The following is a 20200-nucleotide window of genomic DNA, read 5'->3' on the forward strand; positions in this document are numbered from 1 at the left end:
CTAATTCTCCTTTTCTTCTATATTAAGGTTAAGGCTTCCTGTCCTATATCCTTGCATATCTAATGATACATACTTAAACCCAAACTCTTTTAGCTTTGAAGAAATTTCATCCATTAAGTTAATATCAAATAGTCTAGGTATATCTTCTCTTGGAACTTCAATTCTAGCTAAATCTCCGTGGCATCTTACACGAACTGCTCTAAAACCTTTATCCATTAGATACTTTTCTGACCTTTCTATTTTCTCAAATTCTTCTACCTTAAGCTCGGTTCCATAAGGAATTCTTGATAAAAGGCAGGCATAAGGAGGTTTATTCCATGTTGGCAAGTTAAGTTCCTTTGATAACTCTCTTATTTCATTTTTGCTTAATTTATTTTCAAGAAGTGGGCTTTTAATTTCAAGCTCCTTTAATGCTCTTAATCCTGGTCTATAGTCATTTATATCATCAGCATTTGTTCCATCCACTACATAATTGTATCCATTTTTATTTGCAAATTTCTTTACCATAGTAAACACAGCTGTTTTGCATAGATAGCATCTGTCTTCTGGATTAAACTTAATTTCATCTATTATAACAGGAACCTCTAAAAACTCATGTCTTATTCCTATTTCCTTTACTAACTCTTTTGCTTCTTCTATCTCCCATTTAGGTATATAAGGAGACACTACTGTAAGCGCCGCAGCTTTATCTCCTAAAGCTTCCTTTGCAGCTTTGAGTAAGAATGTGCTATCCACTCCTCCTGAAAAAGCTACTACTACGCTTCCTAAATCCTTTAAATAATTAATAAGATTTAAATACTTTTGATTATTCATTTATTACGCCTCCCATATTCTTCAATACTTCGTCATATATGTTTTTAATAGGCTCACCATTATCTTCTGCAAGCTTTCTACAATCCTCATATTCTGGCTTTGATTTTATTAGCTCGCCTTTATAATAAGCCTTTTTAACAGATACCTTTCCATAAATGGTGTCCACAGTTTGGAATTCTCTTTTTAGCTTCGTTCTACTGATTTTATATTCTCTAATTCCTAAAGTAGTTGTTTCTTTAAAAATTATCTCCTTTATATCTTCTTTATTCTCTTTTCTACAAAGCACACTTAGTATAACACCTAATCTTTCCTTTTTCATAAGAATAGGAATTCTATATACATCTAAAGCCCCTTTATTAAAAAGTCTTTCTATAATATATTCGTATATTTCTGGATTCATATCATCAATGTTGCACTCTAAAACATAGGCTTCATCTTTATCCTCCGTATCTATATGTAATTCATCAGTTTTTTTTTACCTAAATATACTCTTAATACATTTGGAATTTCTGTATCCCTGCCTCCTACTCCGTATCCTATCTTTTCAATAGTGAAATCTTTCATATCTGAAAATTCATCCACAGAGGAAGCTAAAATTGCAGCTCCTGTTGGAGTTGTTGTTTCAAAAGGTACTATTCCTGTTTTTACTGGTATTCCTTTAAGTATTTCTACTGTAGCAGGTGCTGGAACTGGAATAAGTCCATGAGCGCATTTTACAAATCCTCCACCAAGCTCTACTGAAGATGCCATAACCTTATCCACTTTTAAGTAATCTAAACATACAGCAGCTCCTACTATATCTACTATAGAATCTACAGCTCCTACCTCATGAAAGTGTACTTCATAAAGCGGTTTCCCATGAACTTTTGCTTCTGCTTCAGCTACTTTTCTAAACATATTTAAGCTTATTTTTTTTACATTATCATTAAGTTCACTTGAATTTATTATTTCTTCAATATGATGTAGATTTCTATGAACATGGTCGTGACTATGACAATGACTATGTTCATCATGGTGATCATGTGAATGATTATGAATATGATCTTGTGAGTGCTCATGAGTATGTCCCTCTTCATGGGTATGTTCATGATGAGTTTTAGTTTGTCCATGCTCTTCGTCACAACATATTTCATCATTATGTCTTAGAATTACATCTACCTTTGTGCCTTCAATTCCTTTTCTACTCTCTTTTCCAACCTTTATTTCAAACTCACTGTCTATCTTTAATTTAGAAAGCTCCTTTATCAAAAAATCCTTGTCTACACCAAGGTCTATCATAGCTCCTAAATTCATATCTCCACTTATTCCTGCAAAACAGTCATAATAAAGTACTTTCATATTTCCCTCTCCCATCCTATGCTATAATTACCATTTTAATATTGTGTTTCATAAAAAGCTTTACATATCTTATTATTTCATATTGTTCATATCTTATTATTGCATGTTAAACATATTATACCTTATTTAGCACTTTCTATGCCAATAAAAAAACATACTATTTATCTAGTTTTACAGATAAATATCTATTAATTCTATCTCATTATGAGAAAAAGTTTTCTCATAATGAGATAGACAAATAACATATTCTCATTCTGATACTATATAAATAACAAATGAGGCCAGACTACATTTTATTAAACATTGTAGTCTGACCCCTCTAATTTAAACTTAAAATTTGTGTTATGACCCTTTTAATTCTCTATTGGCAAACCTTTCCTGGGTTTAGAATATTCTTAGGGTCGAAGGCTTGTTTTATGCCTTTCATTATATTCATATAGCTTTCTCCATATTGATGGAACATATATTCTTTTTTAGCATATCCTATTCCGTGCTCTCCTGATACAAGTCCTCTTAATTCTTCTGATTTCTTGTACATGCACTCGAATACTTCTTTTAATTTCTTTTCCCATTCTTCATCGCTTAAATCATCTTTGCAGATGTAAACGTGTAGGTTTCCATCTCCAGCGTGTCCAAAGCTTGGAATTCTAACGTTGAATTGTTTTTCTAATTCCTTAGTATATTTAATAAAGTTTGCAACTTCATTTCTTGGAACAACAACGTCACACTCATCCATATCGCTTGTTGATGCTTTAATTGCTTCAAGGAAAGCTCCTCTAGCTGACCATACAGATTCTTTTCTTTCATCTGTATCAACTATGAATACATCAAGTGCACCTTCAGCTAAGCAAAGGTCTGCAACTGTTTCATAATCAGCTTCTACTTGAGCTGTGCTGTTTCCATCAAATGTTAATAGAAGATATGCATCTGATGAATTATCTGGGAATTTCTTTCCTAAGAACTCTTCAGCACTAAGTATAACTTCTCTTTGCATGAATTCTATAGCAGTTGGAACTGCTTTTGATTTTATTATCTTAGGAACCATTTCAATAGCAGTATCTATATCCTTAAATGGTATAAGTAAGCTTATAGATTTTTTAGGAAGTGGTAATAATCTCAATACAGCCTTTGTTATTATTCCTAAAGTTCCTTCTGAACCTACGATTAAATCTTTTAAACTGTAGCCTGAACTATTTTTAACAACCTTTCCACCAAGTTCAAGAACATCACCATTTGGAAGAACTACTTCAAGACCACGTACGTAATCTCTTGTAACTCCGTATTTAACAGCTCTCATACCACCTGCATTTGTACTGATGTTTCCACCAATTGTAGCACTCTTTTCACCTGGATCTGGTGGGTAGAAAAGATCAAATTCCTCTACGTATTTACCAATCTCCATTAAAAGAACGCCTGGCTCTAAAGTTAATGTTAAGTTTTCTTCATCTATTTCTAAAATGTTGTTCATTTCTGTTGTTTCTAGCATTATTCCACCATGTAGAGGAACTGATGCTCCAACAAGACCTGTACCTGAACCTCTAACAACTACAGGAATTGTATTTTCGTAAGCATATTTCATTATTTTTGAAATTTCTTCTGTTTTGTGAACCCTAACCAATGCTTCAGGATAATTGCTTATTCCCCCTAATTCATCATGGCTGTAATCCTCACTAATTTCATCTCCATATAAAACCTTATCTTCACCAACAACTGACTTTAAAAATTCTACATCTTTATTATCTACCTTTTTATATTGACTCATAATTAAAAACCCCCCGAACCTTTTTTAGTACCTAACACTTTGTTCCTAATGCTCCTAGCCTATAATTTTAACTTACTATATTTTTAAACTTTACGCTTTAAACTTATCTTATTATTTTGTTGCTGCTACTTCTGATAGATCTTCACCGTCTTTGATTTTTTCAATAAGTTTTGGAACTATTTCATAAATGTCACCAACTATTCCATAGTGAGCAACATTGAATATGGAAGCATCTGGATCATTATTTATTGCCACGATAGTTTCTGAATTATTCATACCAGCTACAAATTGTACTGAGCCTTGGATTCCAAGGGTGATTATAAGTTTTGGCTTTACTGTTCTTCCACTAAGACCTATTTGTCTTTTTGCGTCTATCCAACCTGCTTCAACAAGTGGTCTTGTTCCAGCAACTTGTGCTCCTAATGCATCTGCTAAGTCATAAACAAGCTGCATATCTTTTTCTGATTTTACTCCTCTACCTGCTGCTACAATTACTTCTGCATCTGATATACTTACTTCTTTTTCCTTCTTTGTTACCTTAAGAACTTCTATTCCTGATTTGAACTTATCTTTTGGCATCTCACATAGTGTAACCTTACCCTTAGTTGCCTCACTTCTTTCTGGAGCTGAGAAAATTTTATATCTTACAGTAGCGAATTGAGGTCTATTGTTACTTGTTATAATTTGTGCCATTATATTACCGCCAAAAGCTGGTCTTATTTGAACTAAGTCTGTGTTCTCCTTCATATCAAGGATTGTACAATCTGCTGTAAGTCCAGTCTTAAATCTTGCTGCAACTCTTGGTGCAAGAGATCTACCTACTGTTGTAGCTCCAACTAATATTGATGAAGGCTTAACTTTGTTTATAAAATCTTCAAAAGCTGCTGTATATGGTTCGATTCTAAAATCTTTAAGCTCTTCATAATCGTATACAAATACTTCATCAACACCGTAATGCAATAATTTTTCAGCCTTGTCTTTAATGTTATGTCCAATAAATAAAGCATAAACTGGATGATTTATCTTAGCTGCAAGCTCTCTTCCTTTTCCTATAAGCTCAAGAGTTACAGGGTGAATTTCTCCTTCTACGTGGTCAACATATACTGTGATTCCATTCCATAAGCTCTTGTCTACCTTAGGACCTTCCTCTTCTTCCACGTACTCCATTACTCCTGCAGGTCCTTTTTTTACACAAAGTCTACACATTTTACATGCTGCTGTTATTTCTAATTTACCATTGCTTTCTGTTAATGCACCAAATGGACATACTTTCACTAATTCTTCTATAACTTCTTTGTTTAATTTATCTTCATGAACCAATAACTTTCCCATTTAAATCCCCCCAACTTTTTAGTAACCAACTTTTTCTAGGCTCTACTATGCGAATTTAAGTTCCTTTAATTTAGCAAAAAGTCTCTCAGTAAGTTCTTCGCCGTTCCCTTCCCACATTTCCTTATCAGTGTTTGATTCTGGTGGAAATATTCTCTCAACCTGAGTTGCTGAACCATTTAATCCATAATTCTTTTCGTTCTTATCTTTTAAGTCAGCTAAGCTAAATACTTTTATTTCTCTATCCTTAGTATCTAATTTTTTCTTATAGGATGGAAGTCTTGGAGTATAGATATCCTTTTCAACTGTTATAAGACAAGGATATTTAATTTCCTGGATTTCTACTGTCTCGGCCATATCCATTTCAACAGTTATTGAATCGTCTTTAACTTCTATAATTTCTCTTACATTAGCTACATGTGGAATTCCTAAATATTCTGCTATTTCTGGTCCAACTTGAGCTGTATCTCCATCTGTTGTTTGTTTTCCACAGATGATAAGATCAGGATTTCCTGTCATTCTTACTCCTTGTGATAATGTATAAGCTGTAGCTAATACATCTGCGCCACCAAATTTTCTGTCTGAAAGTAATGCTCCTTCATCTGCTCCCATCATGAATGCTTCTCTTATAATATCCATTGCTTGAGGTGGTCCCATGCTTATTACATTAACTTTTCCACCTTTTTCTTCTCTAATTCTAAATGCGCTTTCTAAAGCATAAAGATCATATGGATTCATCTTAGAATCTATACCATCTCTTTTTAAAACTCCTGTAACTGGATCAACTTCAACCTTTGTTGTTCCTGGAACTTGTTTAATACAAACCAATATTTCCATGTCTTAATCCCCCATTCTATATTTTATAAATAAACTGGTTTATGGTAAGTCGTCATACCAATATATTTTTTAATAAACAGAAAATTAATTCTGCTTATTATTTTCAAACTTTATAATATAAATAAGGATGAGCTAAAGTATGTCATATGTACTGGTATAACTGCTGTGCTGTGCTTTCATAGGAACAAGTTCTATAAAAACGAAGCATGCATAATTATTTTCCCCCCACTAAACTAAGTCTTCCGAATTGGTATGACCATCTTTCCTTTGATTTTATAGTATCATAATTATCAGATTATTTCTACAATAGTTATTTTATTAACAAATCCATCCAAAGTTTTTTTTGAAATCGTTGTCATAATTCTACACCTTACGTCATGTTTTCTCAAAAATTTTTTTTTCATTTTTTTGCTTTTTCAATCACATTTTTGAAAATATAGTTATTTTTTTAACAATACTATAAAATCAAGTTAGAAAAACTATATTAGTTAGTATGTTCAACTAATAAAAATATTAAAAATTTAGTAACATCAGTTCCTACTTCTAAATTAAAAAAAAGAGCTTTTGCTTAAGCAAAAACTCTAAATTAACATTGTGACTTACTAAATTATAACTTGTCCTTTCTCTAACTCATCCTATTTCTATCTAAGCTGTTTAATTAAGTTTTCATTTATTAGCTCCATATGTTTTCTCATAGCTTCTGTAGCTTCTTCTGGATCTCCATTTTTTAGAGCCTGTAATATACTCTCATGTTGTTCATCTATAACATCTTTATGCTGATTATTTATAATATTTTTTCTTGCATCCTTTATAAAAGAATCCATAAGACTAGCAACAGCATTTAATATGCTTACTATTAAAAAGTTTCTAGAAGCCTGAGCGATTTTGTAATGGAACTTCATATCAATTTTTACTCTTTCATCCTCATCATCACAAGTTCTCATTGATTGTAATAGTTCTTCCATATGTTGCAATTCTTCTTCAGTTACTTCCTTTGATGCAAGTGCTACAGTTTCTACTTCTATTATTTTCCTAAGATCAAATATCTCCTGTACTTTGCATTCATTTAGCATAAACATTATAGAAAGAGGTTCGAATAAAGTGTCCTGAAAAGCACTTGCTATAAAATTTCCCTCTCCTTGCTTACACTCTACTAAACCAATCATTTCTAAAGCCCTTAAGGCTTCTCTTATAGATGCTCTGCTAACACCTAACTGTTCTACTAATTCTCTTTCTGATGGAAGCTTATCTCCTCTTTTAAGAGTTCCGTCCTTTATCATTGACTTTATTTGAATTATAACCTGTTCATATACCTTTGTATTTTTTATAGGAGTAAACATACCCTTTTTCTCATCTCCATTTTTTGTGTATTAAAACTTAAGCAAACATTGCTATTATACAATTATTTATACTAATTAGTCAATAATATAAGCTTCATTAATCCAGATAATTTTACATTACAATACAAAGGTCATCTTCATGACCTAAAATCACATAAGTTTTAGCAAAACAATTATAAAAAATATATTTTTATTATATATTATTATGTCATTTACTTAAATAGTAAAATATTGAAATACCATTCTAATGCTCTTTCCCCCAAAAACATTACGATCATTACTGCACTTACTATAAATGGTCCAAAAGGTATATAGTCTTTACGACTTTTCTTTTTTAACAGTATAAGTATTCCTCCCACAACTCCTCCTATTATTACAGATAAAAACAAGGTTAAAATAGTAAGTTTAATGCCTAAATATAATCCGCAAACAGCGCAAATTTCAGCATCCCCCCATCCCATGCCTCCTGATAAAAGAATTATTATAGAGATAAAACCTCCTCCAATTAGTGCTCCTAATAAATAAGTTTTTATAGGAAGCTTTAAATAAATATCTATCACTAAAAATATAACACCAAATACTCCTCCCCATATTATAGTGCTGTTATATATATCTGTAGTATCATAATCTATAATTCCTATAACAATTAAAAAGCAAGATAGTACAGCAAATTTTACGAATTCTATACTTAAACCATACTTTGTATATATGCCAATAAATATAATTCCAGTGAACAGCTCTATTAAAGGATATCTTATAGAAATCTTCTCATTACAGTATCTGCATTTCCCTTTTAATAATACATAACTTATAACTGGAATTAAGTCATAAGGCTTTATTCTGTTTTTACAATTTGTACAATGTGAAGGCGGATAGGAGATTGATTCTTCACGCGGTATTCGATATATACACACATTTAAAAAACTACCTAGGAGAAGTCCGAAAATAAAAATAATTATACTGTTCATTTTTTCACCTCGAAAATTTTATCTAAAAGGAGCTTGAGTTACCAAGCTCCTTAGCAATTTAATTTAATTTTGGCAGTGGAACAACTTTTATAAATTGTTTAACACTATCATCATCCTTTATCATGTTGTCTACTACATTTTTAGCATAACTCAAAGCCTCTGCATCGGTGGTATTTTGAACCCCATTATAGATTATATATGTGTCCCCATTATAAGTATATAAGATAGAGCTTGCAGCATCATGATTTATACTGCTATTAATTGTTGTTCCAAAATAATCATCTAAATATTCATAGTATCTTTTTTTACCATTTTTATCTCTGCTATAAGCAGTAGGCACTCCATCTGTCATAAGAATTATATACTTTTCTTTTACTGAAGTACGCTTATCCAGCATAGCTTTTGCTGTTCTGATGCCATCTCCAATATTGGTAGCCCCTCCTATTTCAAGACTATCAACCTTATTCTTTAAGGTTAATTTTCATTTATTTTAGTAATTATTCTTCCATCCTGTGGAATCCTTTTTTCTGCTATATCAAGGCTTGCCATAATTTTTATACGAGCAGACAGTGATGCCGATGTTTCCTTTGGCGCCCTTAAAACCTCCTGAAGCATCCCATCTATTCTATATCTTATCTTTACATAATTTTCGAAGGGCTCTATATGTATATCACTCGCTTTAGCCTTAACCGCATTTTTTATCACAGAGTCTATAAGCTTTACAACCGGCGCATTTTTTACATCATCCAGCTCTTCTATTTCCTCTTTCACTTCTTCTTTTATGCTGGATTTTGTCAATTCTTCTGCCGCCTTTTCAACGTATTCGCTGGAATAGTATCTATCTATAGCCTTTTCAATGTTTGTTTTAGAGGCTATATAAGGTATAACACTCTTCCCTGTAGCTATATAAACATCATCTACAGCAAAAACATTTAAAGGATCTGACATAGCAACTTTAATTTTATTTTCTTCAAATCCAATAGCTATTAATTTATATTTTAAAGCTAAAGATTCAGGTATAGCTCTCACAGCATTTTTATCCAGCTGTATCATATCCAAATACACTCTCTGTATTCCCAGCTGGAATTCTAGTACATCTAATATGTCCTCTTCGCTTACAAGCTTGTCCTTAATTAAGAGTTCTCCAAGTTTAATTCCAGTAACTCTTTGCTTTTCCAGCTCAGCCTTAAGCTGTTCTTTAGTTATTTTTCCTCCTTCAACTAATAAATCTCCTAATCTTTTTTTATTAACTGTGTTCATATTAATTACTCCCAGTTTTCATTAGTATCAAGTTAAGAATACTTAATCGATTTAATTATACAACAATTATACTATAATTATCCTAACTTTCCAATTGATATACAGATTTTTTTGTATATTTTTGATTTAATTTTATATTTTACCATACTTTAATTTCATTTTAAATTTAATTAAATTTTCACAGTTATTGTTTACGTATTTTTAAATAGATAAATATATTTCCGACATTATAGTACATTTCTCTAATAGTAAATTTCACCCTAGTCTTATTGTTAATATCCTATATAAAAAATTCTTATATATCCTTATAAAAAAAACGGCACTCTTTATGAGTAACCGCTTATGTTATACTTATCTAATTTTCATTTTTTATTTCCTTTTTCAAAAACTTTTTCCAATCTACATATATTCTAAAAAGACTTGCTACATCCTGCTCATTATATAATAGTATTCTTTGTCTCTTTTCTTCTGGCATTCTATTCATGTAGTCAAAATCCTTCATAACCTTGCAGAAGGTTTTTGACAAATTAGAACCGCTTATAAGCTCACTTTCTCTTTGTATATCAAATACCTTTTCTAAATTTTTAAGTCCTATATTGGATCCCATCAATTTTTCGTACTCTCTTTGAAGATCTATCTTTATAAAGTAATCATCTAAATTAAAATCTATATTATTTTTCTTGTATAAATATTCAATAACTGTAAAATCATTATTGCCAGAAAATGTAATTATATATCTTTTATTGTATTTACCATACATTTCTTTAAAATAATCTACAGAAAGATTTAATATTTTCAAAGCATCCTTTTTATTTTCAATCATGTACTGAGTAACCTTAAGTTCATTGCTCTTTTCATCATAATAACAGCATCCAAAAACTCCTATGCATATTGGCTTCTTATATAAATAATGCTCTAAGTCAAAAAATATAGCATCCTTATATATATCTATTTTACCATCAATGTCTAAGTTATTTTCCTTTGAATGTTCTTCCACCTTTATAGTATTCTCTCTTTTAATCAATTTACCACTTCTTTCTAGTCAAACAAATCTTATTATATATTATTTACCCAGTTTTATCTTTTTATTATCTCACAATTTTCGTAGTTTGTGAACTCCCAATAACTTACTTTATTTTAGGAATAGCCACAGCTTATTGAAACAAGTCTTCCTTAGGTATTGACATTTCTTCTCATTGGTGTTATATTTTAATTGAGAATGATTTTCAGAATTACATAGGGGGGAGACATAATGAGTATAGTTGATTTAAGACCAGGACAAGATGGTTTTATTAAAAATATAATGGGAGATGAAAAACTTTCAAAACGTTTGTTAGCTTTAGGATGTATCGAAGGAACTAAAGTAACTTTAAAAAATAAGGCACCTTTGGGAGATCCTATTATCATAAATGTTAGAGGTTTTGATCTAGCAATAAGAAAAAAGGATGCTGCTAACATTAAGATAAGGGAGGATTAAGATGAGGACAATAGCATTAGTTGGAAACCCAAATGTAGGTAAAACCACTTTATTTAATGCTTTAACAGGATCTAATCAATATGTTGGAAACTGGGCTGGAGTTACTGTAGAGAAAAAGGAAGGTTTTTTAGATAAATCTATAAAAATAGTTGATCTTCCTGGAATTTATGCTATGGATACCTATTCTAATGAAGAAAAGGTAGCTAAAAACTTTTTATTAAGTGATGAAGCAGATTTAATAGTAAACATAGTAGATGCTTCTAATTTAGACAGAAATCTATACCTTACTACTCAGTTAAAACAATTTAATAAACCAATTATAATGATCCTTAATATGATTGACGTAGCTGAGGATAAAGGCATAAATATAGATTTTAATAAACTCTCAAAGGAACTTGGAATTAAACTTATTCCTATTTCAGCTTCAAAGGGGAAAGGTTTAGATAAGGTTAGAGATTTGCTTTTGAATATAGATGTTTCAGAGTTGGCTATTGATAATGATTTTAAATATCAAAATTTTAAGGATGAAAAAGAAACCTATTCATATATTGAAAAATTGCTAAGTAAATGTATAACTCATTCTTCAAAGAATGGAATAAGTACTAAAGATAAAATAGATAATATACTTTTGAATAAATTCGCTGCTTATCCAATATTTTTAGGAATCATGTATTTAATATTTAAATTTACTTTTAGTTGGGTTGGACAGCCTTTAGCTGATCTTTTAGATTTAGGATTAAACGAACAACTAATGCCAAAATTAGATGCTTTGCTAGCAAATAGCAGTCCTTGGTTTAGGTCTCTTATTGTTGATGGGATAGTTGGAGGGGTTGGCTCCATTATAGTTTTCCTTCCTATAATTTTAGCACTATTCCTTGGAATATCTTTTCTTGAAGACAGCGGATATATGGCACGAGCTGCCCTTTTAATGGATAAACTTATGAGAAAAATGGGTCTTTCAGGTAAAGCATTCATACCAATGGTAGTTGGATTTGGTTGTTCTGTACCTGCTATAATGTCAGCTAGAACTCTTGAAAGTGAAAAAGATAGAAAGCTTGCTGCACTACTTGTACCGCTTATGTCATGCAATGCAAGACTTCCCGTTTACGCTTTATTTGCACCTATCTTTTTCCCTGGAAAAGAAACACTAGTAGTATTTTCTCTTTACGTTCTAGGTGTAGTTATTGCATTTTTAATAGGTCTTTTATTTAAAAATACAATATTTAAAAAAGATGAAGAGCCTTTCATAATTGAGCTTCCTGAATATAAACTTCCTGAGTGGAAAAGCCTTGCTATACACACCTGGGATAAAGGTAAAGGCTTTTTAAAGAAAGCAGGAACTATTATTTTATCAATATCAGTTGTAGTTTGGTTCTTATCTAACTTCAACTTTACTGGAATGGTGGAGATTAACGACAGCTTGTTTGCATCAATTGGTAAAGCAATAGCACCAATATTTAAGCCACTTGGCTTTGGATCTTGGGAAACTTCCATGTCACTTCTAACTGGATTTATGGCTAAAGAAGTTGTTGTAAGTACTATGGGAGTTATATTCGGAAATGATCTTCAAACTATACTTCTTCAACACTTTAATCCTATATCAGCTTATGCTTTCTTAGTATTTGTACTTTTATATACTCCTTGCATAACAGCTGTGGCTACAATGAAGAAGGAATACGGAAGCAAGATGATGTCCTTCTCTATAATATATCAATTAGTACTGGCTTGGATAGCTTCATTTATAGTTTATAATTTAGGTTCATTGATTATAGGGTAATCCATAGTTTTAAAAATTGTGGTTTCCGTATATTAAGGAGTGATTATATGTTAGAAATAATAATAACAGCAGCCATTGCAGGTTTTGCAATTTATATTCTCGTTAAAAATATAAAAAAGAAAGCCTCTGGTGGAGGATGTGACTGCGGCAGCTGTTCTTCTCACTGCCCATTATATAAAGATAAAGATAAAAGAAGGTAGATAATAAAATATCTACCTTCTTTTATTTAGTTCTATAAAGTGTTCAATTATATTTTCCATAGATACCAAGCCTACAACTTTTTTATCTTCTAAAATTGGTATTGCTACAATATCATTTTCTATAATCTTTTGAGCTACGTCTACTATATCTTCATCAATATCAGCAGTTACAACATCTTTTGTCATTATATTAGAAATAGGATAAGTGTCATAGTGTCCTTCTTCAATCAAGAATCTATATATATCTGCCTTTACCACAATTCCTTGTAATTTTCTATATTTATCTACAACTGGTGCCCCGTTTATTTTATTCTCATTCATCACATGCAAAGCCTTTTTTACTGTATCCTCAGGATTTAACATTATAACTTGGTGATGCATTATATCTCTTATTTTCATATGAAGTACACCTCCTTAAAATAATTATATCATCTTATACTTACCTGTAAAATATTTCTACGAATAATATTTTAAACTTTTCTATAAGGAGGGCGAACTTCGAAAATGAACTATTACATCTTTTCCACTACCTCAATTCCAATAAGGTTAAGTCCATTTTTAATTACTTGGCATGCTGCTTCTACCATTTTTAGTCTTGCATTCTTAACAGCTTTATCTTCTGTAGCCATAATGTTGTGAGCGTTATAGAATTTATTAAACGCTTTAGCAACATCAATTATATATCTTGTAAGCATTGAAGGCTCTAACTTAGCTATAGCACCTAACACTGCTTCTTGTAATCCAGAAAGTGCTTTTACAAGCTCAAACTCTTCTGGAGAGTTTAAAGCTGCATAATTAATATCTCCCTCAACTTCTCCTGCACGTCTTAATATGCTCTTTCCTCTTGCATAAGTATATTGAACATATGGACCAGTCTCTCCTTCAAAGTTAAGCATTTCATCCCAACTAAATATTATATCCTTTTCTCTTCTATTTTTTAGATAAGTGAATATAACAGCACCTATCCCAACTTTTTTAGCAACCTCTTCCTTGTTTTCAAGGTCTGGATTCTTTTCATTTATAATTTCTAGAGTTTTAGATACAGCTTCGTTTAGCAAGTCCTCAAGGAAAATGACTTCTCCCTTTCTTGTTGATAACTTCCTATCTGCAAACTTCACAAGACCAAAACCTACGTGCTCGCAATCTTTAGCCCATTCATATCCCATTTTTTCTAGAGTTTTGAATACTTGTTTAAAGTGTAGTGCTTGAGGTGAACCAACTACATATATATTTTTGTAGAAATCATAGGTTTTTTTTCTGTATATTGCTGCAGCTAAATCACGAGTAGCATATATTGTAGCTCCATCTGCCTTTAAAATGATACATGGCGGCATATTTTCTTCTTCAAGCATTACAACCTTAGCTCCATTGCTCTCCACAAGAAGATTTTTCTCTTCTAATTCCTTTACTACAGCATCCATTTTATCATTGTAGAAGCTCTCCCCTGCATAGGAATCAAATTTAACCCCAAGAGCTTCATATACCTTTTCAAATTCTTTTAAGCTTTGTGTCTTAAACTTTTTCCAAAGAGCTACTTCTTCCTCACACCCATCTTCTAAATTTTTAAAGTGCATTCTTCCTTCATCTTCAATAGATGGATCTTTCTCAGCTTCCTCATGAAACTTAACATAGATTCTTAAAAGCTCTTTTATAGGCTCTTTTTCTAATGCTTCTTCGTCTGCCCATCTTTTATAAGCTGATATTAGCTTTCCAAATTGAGTTCCCCAGTCTCCAAGATGATTTATTGCAATAGAATTATATCCTTCAAAGCTTAACATTCTATACAAGGCATTTCCTATAGCTGTACTAAATAAATGTCCCACATGAAATGGCTTAGCTATATTAGGTGAAGAATAATCTATTGTTACATTTTTTCCTTCTCCATAATTTGAAGAACCATACTTATCTTTTTCTTCTAATATTCTGTTCAAGGCAGCTTCTGCAAAAGCGCCTTTATCCATAAAGAAGTTTAGATATGGTCCTAAGGCTTCAACCTTTTCAAAACCTTCCTTATTTATCTTTTCGCTTAATTCTGCTGCTATCATATTTGGAGCCTTTCTGAAAGTCTTTGCTAACTGAAAACATGGGAAAGCATAATCACCCATTTCAGGCTTTGGAGGTATTTCAATAAGTCCCTCTATAGTATTTAATTCTAAATCAACATTTTCTTTTATTCTCTCTGCAACTATTTTTTTGTAATTCAATGTTTCTTCCTCCCACTTATTTATATATAATTTCTTTATTTTTTAATTTACTTCTTTTTAGCCGCCGAAGCACGGCAAAGCATTTTAATGAAAAATGCACAGCATTTTTCATTATATTGTGCAAAAAAGCCCGTCTCTATTATAAAAACAGAGACGGGCATATCCGCGGTACCACTCTAGTTGACTATTAAGTCCACTTGAAACTTTAACGCAGTTAACGGCTTACCTCATTATATTATAATTAATATAACTTAGCAGCTTCTCCAAGGCTCTTTTCTCCAATTAAACTTCTACGGGGCTTCCACCACTTCCCGCTCGCTAAAAGCTTTTTAAAAGGATACTCTTCTTTTCACCGAAATTGCTTTATAAGATTGTTTTTGAAATTATATTAAAATTAAATCTCTAATTTTTTAAAATATAATCATTGTTATTTACATCATATTATATTATTACATTTTTTTATTTGTCAAGTAAAAGTTCATTTATAATTGATCTTTTAAAAAGTTGGGGACGGTTCTCAAATTTTCATAGGTTATTGTATGAAAATTTGAGAACCGTCCCCGATTTATTATTCCCATACCCTTTTCAATTTAAAGAATTCTTGCAAATATCCTAATACTGAAATTGGAGACATAATCATTTGATAAAATAATATGAATATAAAAAATCCCAAATAATTCTTTCTAATCTTTAGATTTAAGCTTTTAAATACATGTTTTTGGTATATATACAGTAATGTATAGCTTAATAGAGTTAGTGGAAGAACAAGCAATGTCATTGGACCTACTATCCAATATATACCGAATAAAGCTAGGACTAATCCTGGTATCCAACAGAAAGTATATGCAAAATCAATATATGGCATTATGAAGTTTATACCTGTTAGATATTTAGTATACGCATATGGTTGATGCCATGGCTTTATTAATTTTAAAGCTTCAATCATTCCTCTTGCCCACCTAGAACGCTGTCTTGAGAATGCATATAAGTCAGTTGGAACATCAGTGAAAGCAACTGCTAAAGGTTCAAAATATATTTTCCAGCCCTTGCTTAACATAGTCCATGTTAAAACAATATCCTCACCTATTGCATCTGGCCATCCTCCTATCTCTTTAATATTTTTGGTTTTATATATACTATAAGCACCTTGTGCAACAAGAGTTCCTTGATATAATCCTTGCAATCTTTTAATAGATGCAATTGCAAGAAAGTAATCCCATTCCTGAACTTTTGTAATTAAACTATCTCTACTATTACGCACAAGAACAGAACCTGCTACTGCAGAAATGTCATTAGGAGCACTTTTAATTCGCGCTACCAGATATCTCAATGCAGATTTATGCAAAAGCGTATCTGCGTCTAAAGTAATAATATACTCTGTATCAACATGTTTAATACCAGTATTTAGAGCTATAAACTTACCTGGATTGTCCTCTCTAATAACTGATACATAAACATTAAATCTTTCTCCTGCTTCTATAGCAATAGATGCAGTAGCATCTGTAGAACCATTATCAATTACAATAACCTTATATTGACCAGTGTAATCTTGTTTAGCAATATACTTAATAGTATTCTCTATTTTATCTGCCTCATTTCTTGCTGCAATAAGAATAGTAATCTCGTCTGTGGGATATAAGTTTTTAAAAGCTGGCTGTCTATCCAGCAGCAAACTTATAACTAAAAAGGCATTGATATAACCAGGTATGTATGCTATTCCTGCAATAATTATAATAGCAGCATGTAATGGCACTATTTGTGAGAAATCTTTAACCCAATCTATAGAAATATATATAGAGAAGCTTGTCCAAATAAATGAAAAAATGTGGCTTATTAAGAACTTTGTTGGTACAGCTATATATAGCTTTTTTTTATGCTTTAAATTTTTCTTTAGATTCGTATTTATATACATATCATATATTTCCCTTCTTTTAAAATAGTAAAGTATATTAATTAGATCAGTGATTCCATATATTTTATATCAACGAATGCGGCTATATTGATAAATACATTATCTTCATAAGGAAATTTGCATTATTTAGCACATCTACTATTTCATTTCATAATTTCAAATATATTAGCTTATTCATAACCATACCTCATATAATATGTATGTCTGTGTCATTAATTATTTTAAAACAATTTATATTCACCAGTAAACAAGATAATATTTCATCATTTTCACTATTCTGACAGAGTTCGCATTAGTTATCTTATTAATTTTCTATTGTAGTAGTATGAATACATCTCTTTTTCCATAAAAATATCGGGGACGGTTCTCAAATTTTCATAGGCTATTGTATGAAAATTTGAGAACCGTCCCCGATGCCAACACTAAAATCATCAAATACTTTTTTCCCTAGTGAAACAGTCCTGACTCTTATATTATCTTCTTCTATATCTAATATTACATAGTGATAAATGGGTTTTGGTGTTACTATAACATCTTTTTTATCTTTATAACTATTTCTAAGCTTTTCTCCTGCTCCTCCAGTAATAATTTGCATGGCTTTTTTATCATTAGAACCTATGAGACGCCTTGAATAATTATGTTCATGTCCACAAAATACTAGGCTAACATTGTTTTCCTCAAGAGCCTTGAGAAAAATATCTCTATCTTCTATATAAGCATCCATACAAGTTGCTAAATGAGCTCCTGTTGGATAAATTGGTAAATGAACAAATACTATTTTAAAAGGTATTGGATCTTTCGCAATCTTTCTGAACCATTCTAATTGCTTTCCTGTTATTCTATATAGTTCACCATAGTGAAAGGAGTTTAAAAAAATACACCTTACATTATCAAAATCTTTACAATAAACAGTTTTATGATAACCTTCCAAAAAATTATCAGCATCTATATTAGAATAACACTCTTCAAATGCTTCTTCTCCTTGGAGATTTTTAGGTTTATTATTTACTTCATGATTTCCCAGTACTGGTAAAATTCTATTTACCGGGTAATACTGTCCTATTAATCTATGAAGCTCCTTTATTTGATATTTTAAAATCCTTGTATCGCTGCTTCCTGCTACACTGTCTCCAAGATGTATTATATATTCAGGCTGTATTTTCAGTTCTTTTATTTGGTTAAATATTTTGCTTAATACTTTTTTATTTATTCCATCATCTTTTCCCTTAGAATCTCCAAGAATAATAATTCTTTTACTTTTCAACTCTTTTACACCTATTTTTTATTGTTATACTGTAAATTATGAATTATTTATCTTTGCTGTTACAAAGTTAATGCTCTTTTAGTATTAGAAAAATTTGAGAACCGTCCCTAATAACCTAATGATTCTCTTTGGCATCCTGTCCTAACTTAGGTATTGGAGTTCTAAATAGAATATGAGAGAGAGCTTTCCAATTAAAAGGAATCAATGGCCAAGTATATCTTTTGCTGTTTTTAAAAGATTTAGTATTGAAAGTTATTACAAACACTACTAATATTCCAACGGCAAAACCAATATTTTTAAATAAACCTGTCAAAATCAAAATAAACAATCTAAATATTCTAATTGCCATGGCAAACTCTATACTTGGAGTTGCAAAGGTACCTATTCCAGCCAAAGCCATATATACTACGGCTTCCGGTACAAATAAACCTATCTTTACAGCAAATTCACTCAATATTAAACCGCCTATAATACCTAGTGAAGTTGATAAGGTATTTGGAGTGTGTATAGATGAGACTCTAAGTAAGTCTAAACCAAATTCTAAAAGTATAAATTGAATAAATAAAGGTATATTTCCCATTTCCCTCGGTCCTAAGAACTGAAGTGATTGAGGTAAAGCTTCTTTATTGTATACTAATAGCAGCCATAATGGTAACAAAAGAAAGGCAGAAAACATTCCTAAAAATCTAATCCATCGTATATAAGTTCCTGTTATAGGAGTCTGATAATAATCTTCAGCGTGTTGTGTAAAGTGAAATAAGGTAGCGGGAAGAATCATCACACTAGGGGACGTATCTACAATTATTGCTATATGTCCTTCCATGAGATGAGCTGCTACTACATCCGGTCTTTCTGTAAACCTTGCAAGAGGAAGAGGATTATACCACTTTTTCTTTATTAAAAGTTCTTCAAGGGTCTTTTCTGCCATAACTAAGGCTCCCACATCAATTTCTCTTATTCTGTCCTTTATTTCTTGTACAAGTTTTTCATCTGCTAAATCCTCTATATATCCTATTACCACATCTGTTTTAGATCTCTTTCCTACAGTATTTAGCTCAAATACCAGCTTAGGATCTCTAATTCTTCTTCTAATTAAAGCTGTATTAAAAATGACTGTTTCAACTAGTCCATCTCTAGATCCTCTTGTTACCTTCTCTAAATCTGGTTCTTCTGGTCCTCTTATTGGATATTCTCTGGCATCAAGTATAATTCCTTCGTCTTCACCATCTATTATAAGTCCTATAGCTCCAGACAAAACCATTTGCTCCATCTTTTCAATATCCTTAAAGGTATCTACCTCTATATAAGCTATTTTCTCCTTCAAAAGCTTAGATATTATATTCATTGACATTTCAGAGGGAGTTATAGCCTGAAGTCTTTCAATTATCCAGAGCATTATATCATCTTTTGCAAAGCCATCCAGCATAACAAAAAAAGCCTCTCTATCTCCTATCTTTATTTCTCTTCCTATCATGTCAAAACTTTTATCTATGGGGAGACGACTTTTTAGGACTTTTTTATTTTCATCGAGTTTATTTGAAATATAAGTCATTTTTTCACTCCTTATCTTATGTTTTTCTCAAAGTAGAGCTTCTCTCTACAGAAAGAGTGTAAGTCAGACATTAAGTTACTAAATTAGATGCTAGAAAATAGGCAAAGTTTAGCTATATTGGGTATAATAGCTAAACTGAATAATAGCTAAACTGACCTCCAATCTTC

The 20200-nt window shown here is 31.3% G+C and carries 17 protein-coding genes, 1 pseudogene and 1 other annotated feature; of the genes and pseudogenes, 3 read left to right on the forward strand and 15 right to left on the reverse strand.

The annotated features are described in order from the left end of the window. From larE to ACFWTK_RS09835, 10 genes and pseudogenes are all read right to left on the reverse strand, one after another. Entirely contained in the window at nucleotides 1-813 is an 813-nt protein-coding gene (larE, locus tag ACFWTK_RS09790; RefSeq protein ID WP_415875832.1) for an ATP-dependent sacrificial sulfur transferase LarE, read from the reverse strand. Next, a pseudogene (gene larC, locus ACFWTK_RS09795) lies at nucleotides 806-2151 on the reverse strand (nickel pincer cofactor biosynthesis protein LarC). Before larC ends, larE begins: the two are co-directional and overlap by 8 nt. Nucleotides 2152-2512: 361 nt before the next feature. Beyond that, nucleotides 2513-3913 carry an FAD-binding oxidoreductase gene (locus tag ACFWTK_RS09800; protein WP_415875833.1) on the reverse strand — a complete coding sequence of 467 codons (1401 nt, stop codon included), beginning with the start codon at nucleotides 3911-3913 and terminating at the stop codon, nucleotides 2513-2515. A 111-nt stretch (nucleotides 3914-4024) separates the two neighbouring features. Further along, the gene (locus ACFWTK_RS09805; RefSeq protein ID WP_415875834.1) at nucleotides 4025-5245 is read right to left on the reverse strand and encodes an electron transfer flavoprotein subunit alpha/FixB family protein; all 1221 of its coding nucleotides are present in this window, start codon (nucleotides 5243-5245) and stop codon (nucleotides 4025-4027) included. 45 nt (nucleotides 5246-5290) lie between these two features. Beyond that, nucleotides 5291-6079, reverse strand: a complete 789-nt coding sequence (locus ACFWTK_RS09810) for an electron transfer flavoprotein subunit beta/FixA family protein (RefSeq protein ID WP_415875835.1) — start codon at nucleotides 6077-6079, stop codon at nucleotides 5291-5293. A 641-nt stretch (nucleotides 6080-6720) separates the two neighbouring features. Next, entirely contained in the window at nucleotides 6721-7419 is a 699-nt protein-coding gene (locus tag ACFWTK_RS09815; RefSeq protein ID WP_415875836.1) for a FadR/GntR family transcriptional regulator, read from the reverse strand. A gap of 212 nt (nucleotides 7420-7631) precedes the next feature. Further along, nucleotides 7632-8387 (reverse strand): prepilin peptidase, encoded by a 756-nt coding sequence (locus tag ACFWTK_RS09820; RefSeq protein ID WP_415875837.1) that lies wholly within the window; start codon nucleotides 8385-8387, stop codon nucleotides 7632-7634. Nucleotides 8388-8445: 58 nt separating this feature from the next. Further along, nucleotides 8446-8784 carry a hypothetical protein gene (locus ACFWTK_RS09825; protein ID WP_415875838.1) on the reverse strand — a complete coding sequence of 113 codons (339 nt, stop codon included), beginning with the start codon at nucleotides 8782-8784 and terminating at the stop codon, nucleotides 8446-8448. A gap of 77 nt (nucleotides 8785-8861) precedes the next feature. After that, entirely contained in the window at nucleotides 8862-9647 is a 786-nt protein-coding gene (locus ACFWTK_RS09830; RefSeq protein ID WP_415875839.1) for a GspE/PulE family protein, read from the reverse strand. Between the two features lie 355 nt (nucleotides 9648-10002). Beyond that, on the reverse strand, nucleotides 10003-10671 hold the full coding sequence (locus tag ACFWTK_RS09835; RefSeq protein WP_415875840.1) for a ribonuclease H-like domain-containing protein: 669 nt from the start codon (nucleotides 10669-10671) through the stop codon (nucleotides 10003-10005). Nucleotides 10672-10899: 228 nt separating this feature from the next. On the opposite strand from ACFWTK_RS09835, the gene ACFWTK_RS09840 reads away from it, so the two are divergent. Genes ACFWTK_RS09840 through ACFWTK_RS09850 form a run of 3 tightly spaced genes read left to right on the forward strand, consistent with a single transcriptional unit; the run spans nucleotide 10900 to nucleotide 13101 of the window. Beyond that, nucleotides 10900-11124, forward strand: a complete 225-nt coding sequence (locus ACFWTK_RS09840) for a FeoA family protein (RefSeq protein WP_415875841.1) — start codon at nucleotides 10900-10902, stop codon at nucleotides 11122-11124. A 1-nt stretch (nucleotide 11125) separates the two neighbouring features. Next, a complete protein-coding gene (gene feoB, locus ACFWTK_RS09845) occupies nucleotides 11126-12901 on the forward strand; it encodes a ferrous iron transport protein B (RefSeq protein WP_415875842.1) in 1776 nt (591 codons plus the stop codon). Nucleotides 12902-12948: 47 nt separating this feature from the next. Further along, nucleotides 12949-13101 (forward strand): FeoB-associated Cys-rich membrane protein, encoded by a 153-nt coding sequence (locus ACFWTK_RS09850; RefSeq protein ID WP_415875843.1) that lies wholly within the window; start codon nucleotides 12949-12951, stop codon nucleotides 13099-13101. A gap of 12 nt (nucleotides 13102-13113) precedes the next feature. On the opposite strand, the gene ACFWTK_RS09855 is transcribed toward ACFWTK_RS09850, so the two are convergent. The 5 genes from ACFWTK_RS09855 to ACFWTK_RS09875 form a co-directional block, all read right to left on the reverse strand. Next, nucleotides 13114-13500 (reverse strand): CBS domain-containing protein, encoded by a 387-nt coding sequence (locus ACFWTK_RS09855; protein WP_415875844.1) that lies wholly within the window; start codon nucleotides 13498-13500, stop codon nucleotides 13114-13116. Nucleotides 13501-13613: 113 nt separating this feature from the next. Beyond that, nucleotides 13614-15305 carry an arginine--tRNA ligase gene (argS, locus tag ACFWTK_RS09860; RefSeq protein WP_415875845.1) on the reverse strand — a complete coding sequence of 564 codons (1692 nt, stop codon included), beginning with the start codon at nucleotides 15303-15305 and terminating at the stop codon, nucleotides 13614-13616. Between the two features lie 146 nt (nucleotides 15306-15451). Then, nucleotides 15452-15667, reverse strand: a binding site (T-box leader). A 206-nt stretch (nucleotides 15668-15873) separates the two neighbouring features. Further along, entirely contained in the window at nucleotides 15874-17217 is a 1344-nt protein-coding gene (locus ACFWTK_RS09865) for a glycosyltransferase family 2 protein (protein ID WP_415875846.1), read from the reverse strand. A 382-nt stretch (nucleotides 17218-17599) separates the two neighbouring features. Further along, nucleotides 17600-18481: a metallophosphoesterase family protein gene (locus tag ACFWTK_RS09870; protein ID WP_415875847.1), complete on the reverse strand. Its 882-nt coding sequence runs from the start codon at nucleotides 18479-18481 to the stop codon at nucleotides 17600-17602. Between the two features lie 115 nt (nucleotides 18482-18596). Continuing rightward, nucleotides 18597-20033: a spore germination protein gene (locus ACFWTK_RS09875; protein WP_415875848.1), complete on the reverse strand. Its 1437-nt coding sequence runs from the start codon at nucleotides 20031-20033 to the stop codon at nucleotides 18597-18599. Between the last annotated feature and the right edge of the window lie 167 nt (nucleotides 20034-20200).

The sequence above is a fragment of the Clostridium sp. genome, from assembly GCF_047777555.1.
In the GTDB taxonomy this organism is placed as follows: Bacteria; Bacillota; Clostridia; order Clostridiales; family Clostridiaceae; genus Clostridium_H.